Below are 12,853 nucleotides of genomic sequence, written 5' to 3' on the forward strand. Positions count from 1 at the left end.
GTGATGAATCAAGTTTTCAGAAACAAGCACAGCGAAGTTGCCAGTTATGCCACGCAGTACTCTCCGGATTTCGTCGAGCGTTGGGATGAGTTGATCGATTGGAATAAACGCAAGGCCGGGGAGGACGGGTTCTTCGAAAACCTGCTGCGTAGCCACGGTGTGCACTCGGTGATCGACGTGTCGACGGGCAGCGGTTTCCATGCCGTCCAGCTTAAGCAGGCGGGCTTCGAAGTGGTGGCCACGGACGGCAGTAGCACCATGTTGACCAAGGCGCGGGCGAACTTTCGCAAGCATGGCCTGGACATTCAGTCTCATTACCGAGACTGGCATTCACTGGACTCCCAGGAGCTTGGCCAGTTCGATGCTGTGGTGTGCCTGGGCAGCTCGTTGTGTCATGTCTTTGCCGCCCACGATCGGTTGCGGGTGCTGGCGAAATTCCGCTCCTTGCTCAAGCCGGGTGGCTTGCTGATTGTGGATCAGCGTAATTTTTTCGCCATTCGTGCCGGCAAGTACAAGGCCAGCGGAAATTACTATTACTGCGGTACGAATGCGTCGGTCAGTCTGGGGGAGGTCAATGAGCGTCTGTGTGAGTTCATCTATTCCTTTGATAACGCAGAACAGTACCGGTTGCAGGTCTATCCCCTGTTGCCGGGTGAATTGAAGGGGGAAGTGCTCAAGTCCGGGTTCACTCACCATGAGAGTTACGGCGACTTCGAGCGTGACTACGACATGATGAATTGTGATTTCGTCATCCACACGGCGCGCGCCGAATAAGGAGGGCTTGATGAGCACACTCGTACAGAGCAATGCCCGGCCCTTGGACAGCGTCGTATTGGCGGTGGTCCTTACCGGGTTCGTGGCCAGCACTTATGGCTTTGGCGTCTACCTGTTCGCCAACCTGGTGGTGGACATGCGCCGCGACATCGGTTTCGACTACACCACGGTGGGCCTGATCACCGGCGGCGCGCAGATTGGCTTCCTGCTGTTTTCATCGGTTACAAGCTATATCAGCCGGTTTTTCGAGGGCTGGAAGATCAGCCTGGTATCGACGGTGATGACGTCCCTGGCACTGCTGGGGTTGAGCGTCAGTCACAGCGTCTGGTTGTCGGGGGCGTTGTTGATCCTGCTCGGTGGCTGTTCCGCCTCGGTGTACATCCCGTTGGCGGAGATCGTCACCAAAGGCTTCAGCCCGGGAAATCGCTCCCGCGTCATGGGGCTGATTTCCAGCGGCACCAGCTACGGCGTATTCATCAACGGTTTGCTGGTGTCGTTCCTGACATTGAATGGTGGCTGGCGCTCGATCTGGCTCACCGCGGGCCTGATCTCGGTGGTCCTGTGCGTGGTGGCCTGGTTTCTGTTACGCAACCTCGCAGCGAGCCAGGACACCGGGTTTTCCGGGGAGCGCGCCACCGCCTTCGACAGTCGGCAGCCCTGGCTCAGTCGTTCGTTGTACCTGACCTGGGCCATCGCCTTTCTCAATGGCATGGCGTTGTTGCCGTTCCAGACTTACCTGGCGCCGTTCCTGCGTGATGAGTTGGGTGTGTCGGTACAGGACACCGGGTTTATCTGGACCACCATCGGTGCGGTGGGCATGGCGTCGGGCTTCCTAGTGGGGTGGATTGCCGACAAGGTGGGCGTACGTGCGTCGTTGGCGATGTGTTTCCTGAGCGCGGGGCTGGCTGCCACCTTGGTGTTCAGTTTCAACAGCCTGCCGTTGTTCTACCTGGCGGCGTTTCTGTTTGCGCTGGCGTTTTATCCTATCTTCGGGCTCGTCCCCAGTTACATCGGGCAAATCGTGCCGGTCAGCCGCCTGACCCAGGCCTTCGGTATTGCCAACGTGCTGATCGGCTTGGGCGGCGTGTGCGGTAATTTCCTGGGCGGGTTCTCCAAGGATTTGACCGGGTCCTTCTCGACGGTCTACTGGGTGGTGGCACTGTTGCTGTTCGTGCAATGCGTGATGGTGTTCCTGTTGGGTAAACAGCCTGTTTCGGTGAAGGAGAGCGAGCAGCCATGAGTTATTTTCCAGACACGCCGCATCGGAACCTGCACGCGTTTGCGTTCAGTCACCGCTCTGGCATGAAACACAACCCCGTGGTCATCTGGATGACCGGGCTCTCCGCGTCCGGCAAGTCGACCATTGCCGATGCGTTGGACCATGCCCTGCAGGAACAGGGCCGGATCACTGCGATCATCGACGGCGACTCGGTACGTGGCGGGCTGTGCCGAGACCTGGGTTTTACCGACAGCGACCGCGACGAGAATATCCGGCGTGTCGCCGAGGTGGCGCGGCTGATGCTGGAGGCGGGGCTGATCGTGATCGTGGCGCTGATTTCACCCTCGTCGGCGAGCCGGCACTACGCGCGCTCGATCATCGGCAATGAGTGCTTTGTTGAAGTGCATGTGGACGCGCCGTTGGAAACCGCCGAGCAACGTGATCCAAAGGGCCTTTATAAAAAAGCCCGAGCGGGCTTGATCAAGAACTTTACCGGTATCGACTCCAATTACGATGTACCGGTATTTCCGGAAGTGCACTTGGACACCCAGGCGCTTTCAGTGGAACAGTCGGTTGCGACGATTCTTGATTGGCTTGCGCATAACGACATTCGCACTTAGCCGTCTGTCTTTGCGCGGGGATGACACGCTTTGCACGCTGAAAAAACAAGGTAATCTGCGCCATCGCAGGGAGAACGCGTTTTTTCAGGAGTAGGCATGACACATTTCACGGGCACTGCAAAATCGATCCGTCTGATTGGTGGAGCCTGTGTGTTGGACTTTATCAATACCACCAATGGGCGTCGCCCTGGCACTTCGCTCAAGGTCATAGAGGAGCGACTCACCAGCTTTCAGTTCTTCTTCGAGTGGGCATTGCATGCGTCGTTGATCTCGGCCCGAGAGTTTGAAGACTATAAGCCGATGGTGTTTGCGTCATCCATGGCCTACCAGCCGGACCTGGACGCGATCATTGCATTCAGGGAGTGCCTGTACGCGGTGTTTTATCCCTTGTCGTTACAGGAGCCCGCGCCCGATGACGCTTTGCAGCATGTAAACCAGATGTTCCAGCAGGGCGTTGCCTGGCGGGTGCTCCGTTCCGTGGAGGGCAAACCTGCCTGGGCGTGGAAACCCTGCACCACGGCGCAGGAGCTGACGGCCATGGTGCTCGGGCGCTTGGCCATCGAGGCCACGCAGTTACTGGTCTCTGGTGATCTGCACGCATTGCGCATTTGCGGCGCAGCTGACTGCGATTGGGTGTTCTTCGATATCTCCAAGAACAAGCAGCGCAAATGGTGCCAGATGAGCGTGTGCGGCAGTCGAGAAAAGCTCAGCCGACTCAAGCAGGTGACCAGCACCCATTAGTTCGAGGTCATCCGGCGGGTAGCAATTGCCCCACTTAATAGGAAGCATTACTATTCACGCCCCGCCTCTCCAGTGCACCCGCGATGATCCCTCAGCCGCCCCGCAGAACAGGCTTTTTCGAACATTACGAAGAGTTGATCGGAACCTGGACGCGCCGCCTGAGAAACCGTCAGCAGGCCGAAGACCTGGCCCATGACACCTTTTTGCGGGTGCTGGAGTCAACCTCCTCCGAGGTTGAGCAACCGCGCGCCTATCTGCATCAGACTGCGCGCAATATCGCAGTGGATGCCTATCGACGCGAAGACCGTCGCGAGGCCATCACGCTGGAAGCCTTTGATCAGCGCTCGCCCCACAGCGGCGACCCGGAGCATTTCATGCACGCGATCCAGTTGGCGGACTCAATCGAGCGGGCCTTGTCTGAGCTGCCGCTCAACTGCCGCAAGATTTTCATCTGGCAAAAGATCGAAGGCCTGACGCAGCAGGAAATCGCCGAACGCCTGGGGCTGTCTAAAAACATGGTGGAAAAGTATATGATCCGCACCCTGCGGCATCTGCGCGACCGCCTGGACGTGATGGCGCCATGACTGCCCGCTTTGAAACAGGATCTTCCATGATGGATAACCGTGCCCGAGACGAAGCCGCGCAATGGTTTGTGCGCCTGCAAGACGCCCAATTGAGCGCTGCCGATCGCCAACGCTTTGATGCATGGTGCAACGAGCATCCCGATCACCGTTATGAATTCGATGTGTTGCAAGGCCTGTGGAGCGCCACCGACTTGCTACCCAAGGCGCGTTTGCAGGCGTTGTGTGAGACCCCGGTGGAGCGGCCCAAGCGCCGCGTCGTGTTGCGTTATGCGGTCGCCGCCAGTGTGGTCGCCGTCGCTGTGGGTTTGGGCCTGTTCAGCGGGCTCGATCATCCCAACCCCTACAGTGCCGAGTTCAGCACGCGCCTGGGTGAACATCGCCAGGTGGCCTTGCCCGACGGTTCGGTGATGGACCTCAACAGCCGCAGCGTGGTCGCGGTGCATTTTGAAAAAGGCCGGCGTGGCGTGGAACTCAAGCAGGGCGAGGCGATGTTCAGCGTCGAGCATGACACCAGTCGACCCTTTGTGGTGGCCGCCGGGGCAGGGCAGGTGACGGTGACCGGCACGCGCTTTGATGTGCGTCGTGATGAAGACCAGACTCGCGTGATGGTCGAGGCCGGGACCGTGAAGGTGCAAGGGCATTCAGCGGACACGGTGGTGACGCTGACGGCAGGACTGGGTACCCACGTCGACAACAAAGGGTCGGTGGCAGCGGCCTACGCCGTGAACACCGAGGAATTGACCGCCTGGCGCACGGGCAAGCTGGTCTTCAACAACGCTTCGCTTGGCGAAGTGGCGCGCGAGGTTTCGCGTTATCGCGAGCAACCGCTGCGGGTCAGTACGCCTGCGGTGGGTAGCCTGCGCCTGACCAGCGTGTTCAAGGCCAACGACACCGACGCCTTGCTCAAGGCCTTGCCGCATATACTGCCGGTGGCCTTGCGTACCTTGCCGGACGGCAGCCAGGAAATTATTTCACGCTGACATTCAGGTTTTTTTCGAGTTCTTCGTCTTCTCCTGCATCTGCAACTGGTTTGCATTAACAGCCGCATACTCTTGCGATCACAGGACTAGGTTCGACGTGAAAAAACTCGCCGTTAACAACAATAAAATCTCCCGCTGGGCGCCGCTGGCCCTGGCGCTCGCGGTCAGTGCCGCGCTCCCTACGGCCTATGCGGCCGACGCCATTCATATCCAGGCCCAGCCCCTCGGCGCGGCGCTGAGCCAGTTGGGCCAGCAGACTTCCTTGCAAGTGTTCTTCAGCCCCGAGCTGGTCGCGGGCAAGCAGGCGCCGGCAGTAGACGGCAACCTTTCCCCTGAACAAGCCCTGCGCCAGTTGCTGCAAGGCAGCGGCCTGGACTACCAGATCGACGCCGGTTCCGTCACCTTGCGCCCGCTGAACAGCGGCACCGGTGAAGCCGGCTCGCCCCTCGAGCTGGGCGCAACCGACATCAAGGTGGTCGGCGACTGGCTCGGCGATGCCAACGCTGAAGTCGTACAGAACCATCCCGGCGCCCGCACGGTGATTCGCCGCGAAGCCATGGCAGAGCAGGGCGCAATGAACGTCGGCGACGTGTTGCGTCGTGTGCCAGGCGTGCAGGTGCAGGAATCCAACGGCACCGGCGGCAGTGATATTTCCCTCAACGTCGGCGTACGTGGTCTGACGTCGCGCCTGTCGCCACGTTCTACCGTTCTGATCGACGGCGTGCCAGCCGCATTTGCACCTTATGGCCAGCCGCAATTGTCGATGGCGCCGATTTCAGCGGGTAACCTGGACAGCATCGACGTGGTGCGCGGTGCCGGTTCCGTGCGTTATGGGCCACAAAACGTCGGCGGCGTGATCAACTTCGTGACCCGTGCCATTCCCGAGAAATTCTCCGGCGAAGTCGGCACCACCCTGCAAACCTCCGCCCACGGCGGCTGGAAGCACGTGGACAACGCTTTTATCGGCGGCACCGCCGACAACGGTATCGGCGCCGCTTTGCTGTACTCAGGGGTCAATGGCAACGGTTACCGCAATAGCAACAATTCCAACGACATCGACGACGTGATCTTCAAGACCCATTGGGCGCCGACCGATCAAGACGACTTCTCGCTGAACTTCCACTACTACGACGCCAGCGCCGACATGCCCGGCGGCCTGACCCAGAAGCAGTTCGATGCCAACCCGTACCAATCGGTGCGTGACTGGGACAACTTCAGCGGTCGCCGCAAGGACGTGTCCTTCAAGTACATCCGCCAGATCGACGACCGCACTCAGGCCGAAGTGCTGACTTACTATTCCGACAGTTTCCGCGGCAGCAACATCGCCAACCGCGACCTCAAGACGATCGGCTCCTACCCGCGCACCTACTACACCTTTGGCATCGAGCCGCGGGTGTCCCATGTGTTCGACGTGGGCCCGAGTACCCAGGAAGTCAGCCTGGGCTATCGCTACCTCAAGGAAGGTATGCATGAGCAGGCCACCAGCCTGAACCTGGTCAACAATGTGCCGACGCCGGGTGGGCAGAGCGATGGTCACGTCTACCAGGACCGCACCGGGGGGACCGAGGCCAACGCGTTCTATATCGATAACAAAGTCGATATCGGCAAGTGGACCATTACGCCCGGTATCCGCTTCGAGGACATCCGTACCGAATGGCACGACCGCCCGGTGGTTGCCTTGAACGGCACGCGTACCCAGGAAAAACGCCGTGAAGTCCACAACAACGAACCGCTGCCGGCCTTGAGCGTGATGTACCACGTCTCCGACGCCTGGAAACTGTTCGCCAACTACGAGACTTCGTTTGGCAGCCTGCAATACTTCCAACTGGGCCAGGGCGGCACAGGCGATCAGACTGCCAATGGCCTGAATCCGGAAAAGGCCAAGACCTACGAAGTGGGTACGCGTTACAACGACAATGTGTGGGGCGGCGAACTGACGTTCTTCTACATCGACTTCTCAGATGAGCTGCAATACGTCAGTAACGACGTGGGCTGGACCAACCTCGGTGCGACCAAGCACACCGGCATCGAAGCCTCGGCCCATTACGACTTGTCGAACCTGGACCCACGCCTGGATGGCCTGACTGCGAATGCCGGCTTCACCTACACCAAGGCCACCTCGGAGGGCGACGTACCGTTCAAGGGCCGTGACCTGCCGTTGTATTCACGTGAAGTGGCCACCTTGGGCCTGCGCTACGACGTCAACCGCTGGACCCATAACCTGGATGTGTACGCCCAGTCCGGCCAGCGCGCACCAGGCACGACAAGCACCTACGTCACTCAGGGCACAGCTGACGGTCAGTACGGTGATATCCCCGGTTACGTCTCAGTCAACGTACGCAGCGGTTATGACTTTGGCGAGCAGTTGTCCAACCTGAAGCTGGGTGTGGGCGTAAAAAATGTCTTCGATCAACAGCACTACACCCGTTCCAGCGACAACAATGCCGGGTTGTACCTGGGCGAGCCGCGTACGTTCTTCGTACAGGCCAGCGTCGGGTTCTGATTGAAAAAGTGCCGCTCTTCCTGATCCAGGAGAGCGGCAAGTCCTGCCGATAGAGTGGGTTGTCTCTCACTCGTCCAGATGCTCTTCCTACTTCAATTCTGGAAAATTTCAGCGCTCTCAGGAACCGGCTCCTACCGTTCTGCCACTCAGCAAATGCCTGCCTTCGCTGGCTTCCTTGGCGATTCAAGGTCAGGCACTTGAATACACCGAACTGGAGAACTGGAATGTCGGTATCAGCATACAATCAGAGCGTCGCTCCTAATTTTGATAAAACATCCCCCGGAGCGGAAAAACCCAGTAACGAACGGTCTGCCACCGCAACACGTGCTCAGGTCTCGGCAGGCATCCATTTCACCTCGCATTCCAGTCATTGCGGCCCGATATTCGGCGGCCCACCGCTGCGCCCACTCCCAGAAAATGTGCGCCCGAACCCCGACCCACCGCCGCGCCCACTCCCAGAAAATGTGCGCCCGAACCCCGGCCCACCGCCGCGCCCACTCCCAGAAAATGTACGCCCGAACCCCGGCCCACCTCCGCGTCCGACCCCGGTGTTGCCGGACCCTCATTATTCAAAGCAGAGCAACGAGCAATTGGCCCAGGCGCTTTTGAACAATTATGACGCGTTCAGGGGGCGCTGGCCTTCGCGCTCCGTCACGCAACAGAGTTTGGAAAAAATGGCCAATCGACCGTTGACCGGTGACCCTTCAACGGACGCGAATATTCGGCTGGCGAACGAACTGCTGCGTCGTCCTGGGCTGCTGCAATCGCTCGATCGAAATGGCAGCACCGGTGGACTGGACGGGCGTTTGTCCAAGGGCGATATCAGGAGCTTTATTCAGTCAGATAACCCATTGAAATCGAAAGACGACAAGCAACTCGTTCAGGAAATGCTGAATCATTTCAATGAATTGAAAGGTGGATTCTGCAGCGGCACGATCAAGCTTCGTGACCTCCATGCGCTTGCGATGCGACCGTTGACCGGCAATCCACGCAGCGATCATCTCATCCAGTTGGCGCAGGAGGTCATGGCGCGTTCGAACCTGATGTCGGCTATGGACAACGTTCACAGTTGGCAGCGCGATGGAAAGATCTCTCGACAGGAATTGGACGCACTGCTTCGTTAGACCTGGGGCCCCCTGCTGTGCACTACGCGGCAGGGGGGCGGCAAGCGCTTGGCGCAGCCATACCCTCCAATCAGGTGGAGCTGGTTGCAAAGAGCTACCACCAAGAAAATATCCACCGGTTATTGAATGCCGATGGGGGCCTTCATCTACCGGATTAGGTCTGGACCATGAACTCGACAACATTTGAATCCCGATACTCTCAGTACAACGCCCCGAACTTGGCTGCACTTGCACAAGAGGTAAAAAATCCAAGAGAGCCAAAGGGGCTCAATCTCACATCCTCGCCGAAGTTCAGCTTCAAGGCGCCCACCGCCGAAGATTTTGACAAAGGTTCTCGGGTGTTGACGGAGGAGTCGGCGCCCAGTTCTGTAATTTCCATGTTAGCCAGTTTTTGGAGCAAGTTGTCCCGGCGCTAGATGTCGTTGTTTTTGAGCAGTGGGATTTCCAGGGTGGGGAGGCGCGGCAGGGGATCTGGTTACAAGCGCTTAACATTCCCTGGGGCATATCCAGTGTTTTGGATGACTGTCTTCGGAACCGTTGTTTTCTGGGGACCACTCAATCGCTGCTTGTGCCATCTTGATTTCGATGCCTGTTCGAAGATCAGGCAATCAAGGCCCAGGCTACGAAATCTAGATAGGGTGGAGGTGAATCATGATTGGTCGTGTCAATAATCTGAGCTATACGCAAACGGCTGGGTCCAACACACCTGGGCCAACGGGGAGCGGTCAGTCTCGCTTTGAGGTCGATGCGCGTGCGCTGGGTAAGCCGCTGCCGGCGGCGCAGCCATTCAACACCCGTTTCGCGAACGGCGCCGACCGGCACTTCGACGGCCAGAATATGTATGGAGGCATGACAAAAGTTGGCAACCCCTTCATCAGCTCGGATGACCATCTGCTGGCGACTGATTTGAAGAACAACCTGCCATTGCTGGACGCCTTCAAGAAAGATGGCCGGCTGACCCAGAACTCCTTACAAGAGATAGCCAAAGAGGAGCCCAGCAGCAGCAAGGTCTCAGAGCGCACCATTATGTTGGCGCGAGAGATACTTAACCGGCCCCGGTTGAACGATGCGATTGCTGCCAAGGGTGGCGAAATCACTCATGACAGCCTGACCAAGGCTGGCGACTCACAGATCGGCAATACCAACCCCAATACACAAAGCGCGGACCCGTTCCATGCGAAAACCGACGCTCAGGTCGTCCAGGCATTCAGAGGTATGTTTGATGATTTCAGGGATAAGTCCGAAGACCGCACATTCTTTTTCGAAAAACACCGGTACGTCAAAAAAGACACACTCATCGAGATCAGCAAGGATCCGAACCAGACTGATAAGAACGGCGAGCCTTTACGCGATGTGCGCACCGGGTTTCCCTTGAAAATGTACAGCGAACAACAGGTCTACCTGGCCAAAAATTTGATGGAACGACCAGGATTGATAGCCTCTCTGGACAGTCATAAAGCCAACGGCTACAACATCTTCGGCAGTCATAACGACGATGGTTGGTTGAAGAACTACAGCATTGACCGCTGGCTGGAGAACGACAAGGCAGAGAAGGGGAAGTAAGGTATGCAGGCGCGCATCAGCGGCTTGAAAGCCTCAAGCCGACGATGCCGCCCTACGTTCAGACCCGCAAGACTTTTCCACTGACAGCCACCGCCACAAGTAACCCTCCAATTAACAGGAAGGCGGTGGCCAGGCTGCTGCCATGGGCGATGAATCCGATTACCGCCGGCCCAGCCAATATCCCTGCATAGCCCAGGGTGGTGATGGCCGGCACGGCGATATGTTCTGGCATGACGGTCTGCTTGCCAACAGCGGTATAGAGCACCGGCACGATATTGGAGCAACCGGCACCTATCAGTGCATAACCCAGCAAGGCCATTTCCCAGGCCGGAGACAATGTGGCAAGGAATGTACCTGCCGCCGCCAGTGCGCCACCGGCTACGATCACCCGCGTAGCGCCCAGTCGGCGCACGATGGCATCGCCGGTCAATCGCCCGGCCGTCATGGTCAAGGCAAAGGCCGCGTAACCCAAACCCGCATAGGCTTCGTCAACGCCGCGTTCGGCACTGAGGAACACTGCGCTCCAGTCGAGTACCGCACCCTCGGCCAGGAACACGATAAAACACAGGCAACCGATGAACAGCACCACGCCGTGGGGCACGGCAAACGCCGGGCCCGAACTCTCGCTGCCGTAGGGCAGCAAGTGCGGCGCGGCCTTGAGCAGTGCCGCCAGCGTGATGACGATCACTACCAGGGTCGCCTGCAGTGGCGACAGTCCTAGCCCCAGTAACGCCGAAACGCCCGCCGCACCGACAATCCCACCCAGGCTGAACAGCCCGTGAAAGCCCGACATCATGGTCTTGCCGCTGGCTCTCTCGACGATCACCGCCTGCAGGTTGACCGTGGAGTCCACGGTGCCGAGGCCGGCACCGAACAGGAACAGCCCCGCCATCAATAACGGAATTGAGCTGACCGTCGCCAGCATCGGCAATGCCAGGCAGATCATGATCGTCCCGGCGCTGAGCACGCGACGGCAGCCAAAACGCGATGCCAACGCACCGGCGGCCGGCATGGCAATGATCGAGCCGACACCCAGGCACAGCAACAACAGGCCCAGTGTGCCTTCGCTCAAATCCGCACGGGCCTTGGCATAGGGCACCAGCGGCGCCCAGGCTGCGATGCCGAATCCGGCAATGAAGAAAGCGATACGGGTCGACATTTGCTCCAGCCGTCCGGGAACCACGGGCGCTGAGGTGGGGATGGCAGTCATGAAAAATCCTTGGTTTTGCGTTCTACGAACGATGTCCGGCGTGACATCCTTGCACATCAGGCCGTGGCACGCGAGCCGGGTTCCCTTGGGATTGCGGCGGTCGGGAATTTTATTTTTACACATCTGGAACGTCAGTACGGCTCGCCGCCACACAAGCAGCATTGAGTGTGTAGGAGGCGGTCTGGAAGGTGCGTAATCCCTGCGGGGGCTTTTGAACCCCAGGGTTCTCTCGGTGGATTACCACCTTCCAGGCCGCCTTCGGCACCTGGTCAGGCAGACGTTGGCCCATAGACGTTGACCTCAACCACCTCGGCGCTACCCTTGTAACTCTCGATCACTACCCTATCCGCCGCTGTGGCGTGCAGTGACAGGCGGCTAGGATGGCGCAGGAGTTTGCGGGCATCGGCCTGATGAAAACGTCCATCCAGGGAAACTGAGAGTGTAGTGCTTGCAGGATGGTGTATAGCGTCGAGATCCCACACAATCTGCTCCTCCTTCAGCACATGCCCAGGTGGACGACCTCATGGCACTGTTCTACGACGCCCGCGGCAATATCTACGGCGTGGTCAGCCCGGCCTCATTGAGAGACGCGGGCATTGCTGTACCCGAGAGCGCTGCGCGGGCTGCGCGTACCCGCAGCAACTGGACATCGTCGGCTATCGCCGCCGAATGCAGTTGGGGCTCGCTACCACGTCCGGCCGGTGCCAAGGCTCATCGCTGTGATGGCTTGCTGGTCGGGCCGTTCCAGGCCGAGCCGCCGTTTGACCTGCTGATCGTCAACACCGACGGCTCCCTGGCCGAACGCAGTGGCAACGGCTTGACGATTTTCGCCCAGGCACTCACCGACCAGGCCCTGATGAGTGAGGCCTGTGAGTTGCGGGTGCACCACGACAAATCGGACGCGGCATCACCCGTGTCGACACGGGTTGAACCGGCAATCCTTGAACAGGTCCCGGGGTTCTGGCTTGAGTTGGGGAGGCCGGGTTTCGGGCCCGAGGCGGTGGGCGCGCAGAGGGATGTGGATGAAACTGGACTGAGTCATGTGAGCGAGTTGGCGGCGATCGACCCACAGTGGGCAACCAGCCAATTTGTGCGGGTGGGTAACCCCCATTGCGTGACGCTGGTCGAGCAGGTGTCGGCGTTGCCGGACAACACACAGATGCAGCAACCCGCCCTGTTCGAACCCTTGAAGGCCATTGCGTTTGCGCCGCCTGCGGGTAGTGGCCGGCCCTGTGCGGCAGGGGTGAACCTGCAATGGGCGGCGCGCCAGCCCGGCAATCGGGTCATCGCACGGGTATTCGAGCGGGGAGAGGGGCCCACCGCGTCTTCCGGAACCAGCGCCAGTGCGGTGGCGTGTGCCGCCTGGCGGGCGGGCTGGGTCGAGAGGGGCGCGGTGTCGGTGGTGATGCCAGGTGGCATTGCGCCGGTTCGCTTGCTCACTCAGGGCGAGACGTTGTTGAGCGTCAGTCTGTTCGGCACTGCGCAGCTGCAGGCATGAAGTTCTTTAACGGCTGACGCTGTAAATCAGTGTCGGC

General features: G+C 59.3%; 11 protein-coding genes. 10 read left to right on the forward strand and 1 reads right to left on the reverse strand.

Annotation, left to right across the window (positions count from 1 at the left end; translation table 11 throughout):
* The first annotated feature begins 3 nt into the window (after positions 1 to 3).
* From RB216_RS09925 to RB216_RS09965, 9 genes are all read left to right on the forward strand, one after another.
* Complete coding sequence (locus tag RB216_RS09925; protein WP_122684182.1) at positions 4 to 774, forward strand: class I SAM-dependent methyltransferase; 771 nt, start codon at positions 4 to 6, stop codon at positions 772 to 774.
* 10 nt (positions 775 to 784) lie between these two features.
* Positions 785 to 2,014: an MFS transporter gene (locus RB216_RS09930; RefSeq protein ID WP_032864593.1), complete on the forward strand. Its 1,230-nt coding sequence runs from the start codon at positions 785 to 787 to the stop codon at positions 2,012 to 2,014.
* Complete coding sequence (cysC, locus tag RB216_RS09935) at positions 2,011 to 2,613, forward strand: adenylyl-sulfate kinase (RefSeq protein ID WP_236318488.1); 603 nt, start codon at positions 2,011 to 2,013, stop codon at positions 2,611 to 2,613. The genes RB216_RS09930 and cysC overlap by 4 nt, the downstream gene beginning before the upstream one ends.
* 96 nt (positions 2,614 to 2,709) lie before the next feature.
* Complete coding sequence (locus tag RB216_RS09940) at positions 2,710 to 3,354, forward strand: CGNR zinc finger domain-containing protein (RefSeq protein ID WP_068931739.1); 645 nt, start codon at positions 2,710 to 2,712, stop codon at positions 3,352 to 3,354.
* An 83-nt stretch (positions 3,355 to 3,437) separates the two neighbouring features.
* Positions 3,438 to 3,938, forward strand: a complete 501-nt coding sequence (locus RB216_RS09945; protein ID WP_308908624.1) for a sigma-70 family RNA polymerase sigma factor — start codon at positions 3,438 to 3,440, stop codon at positions 3,936 to 3,938.
* A 26-nt stretch (positions 3,939 to 3,964) separates the two neighbouring features.
* Positions 3,965 to 4,918: a FecR family protein gene (locus RB216_RS09950; RefSeq protein WP_308908625.1), complete on the forward strand. Its 954-nt coding sequence runs from the start codon at positions 3,965 to 3,967 to the stop codon at positions 4,916 to 4,918.
* A gap of 97 nt (positions 4,919 to 5,015) precedes the next feature.
* Complete coding sequence (locus RB216_RS09955; protein WP_028619553.1) at positions 5,016 to 7,421, forward strand: TonB-dependent siderophore receptor; 2,406 nt, start codon at positions 5,016 to 5,018, stop codon at positions 7,419 to 7,421.
* Between the two features lie 224 nt (positions 7,422 to 7,645).
* Positions 7,646 to 8,545, forward strand: a complete 900-nt coding sequence (locus RB216_RS09960) for a hypothetical protein (RefSeq protein ID WP_308908626.1) — start codon at positions 7,646 to 7,648, stop codon at positions 8,543 to 8,545.
* A gap of 651 nt (positions 8,546 to 9,196) precedes the next feature.
* Entirely contained in the window at positions 9,197 to 10,108 is a 912-nt protein-coding gene (locus RB216_RS09965; RefSeq protein ID WP_308908627.1) for a hypothetical protein, read from the forward strand.
* Positions 10,109 to 10,166: 58 nt separating this feature from the next.
* Here the strand turns inward: RB216_RS09965 and RB216_RS09970 are convergent, their stop codons facing one another.
* Complete coding sequence (locus RB216_RS09970) at positions 10,167 to 11,318, reverse strand: MFS transporter (RefSeq protein ID WP_028619555.1); 1,152 nt, start codon at positions 11,316 to 11,318, stop codon at positions 10,167 to 10,169.
* Positions 11,319 to 11,841: 523 nt separating this feature from the next.
* On the opposite strand from RB216_RS09970, the gene RB216_RS09975 reads away from it, so the two are divergent.
* Entirely contained in the window at positions 11,842 to 12,816 is a 975-nt protein-coding gene (locus tag RB216_RS09975; RefSeq protein WP_308908628.1) for a diaminopimelate epimerase, read from the forward strand.
* Positions 12,817 to 12,853 lie beyond the last annotated feature (37 nt).

Source organism: Pseudomonas canadensis, from assembly GCF_030980095.1.
GTDB classification, from domain to species: domain Bacteria; phylum Pseudomonadota; class Gammaproteobacteria; order Pseudomonadales; family Pseudomonadaceae; genus Aquipseudomonas; species Aquipseudomonas canadensis.

Bases quoted from the DNA above. Each gene is read 5' to 3' on its own strand.
- RB216_RS09930 (WP_032864593.1), top strand. From the start codon at position 785: ATGAGCACACTCGTACAGAGCAATGCCCGGCCCTTGGACAGCGTCGTA.
- RB216_RS09960 (WP_308908626.1), top strand. From the start codon at position 7,646: ATGTCGGTATCAGCATACAATCAGAGCGTCGCTCCTAATTTTGATAAA.
- cysC (WP_236318488.1), top strand. From the start codon at position 2,011: ATGAGTTATTTTCCAGACACGCCGCATCGGAACCTGCACGCGTTTGCG.
- RB216_RS09970 (WP_028619555.1), bottom strand. From the start codon at position 11,318: ATGACTGCCATCCCCACCTCAGCGCCCGTGGTTCCCGGACGGCTGGAG.
- RB216_RS09940 (WP_068931739.1), top strand. From the start codon at position 2,710: ATGACACATTTCACGGGCACTGCAAAATCGATCCGTCTGATTGGTGGA.
- RB216_RS09925 (WP_122684182.1), top strand. From the start codon at position 4: ATGAATCAAGTTTTCAGAAACAAGCACAGCGAAGTTGCCAGTTATGCC.
- RB216_RS09965 (WP_308908627.1), top strand. From the start codon at position 9,197: ATGATTGGTCGTGTCAATAATCTGAGCTATACGCAAACGGCTGGGTCC.
- RB216_RS09950 (WP_308908625.1), top strand. From the start codon at position 3,965: ATGATGGATAACCGTGCCCGAGACGAAGCCGCGCAATGGTTTGTGCGC.
- RB216_RS09975 (WP_308908628.1), top strand. From the start codon at position 11,842: ATGGCACTGTTCTACGACGCCCGCGGCAATATCTACGGCGTGGTCAGC.
- RB216_RS09945 (WP_308908624.1), top strand. From the start codon at position 3,438: ATGATCCCTCAGCCGCCCCGCAGAACAGGCTTTTTCGAACATTACGAA.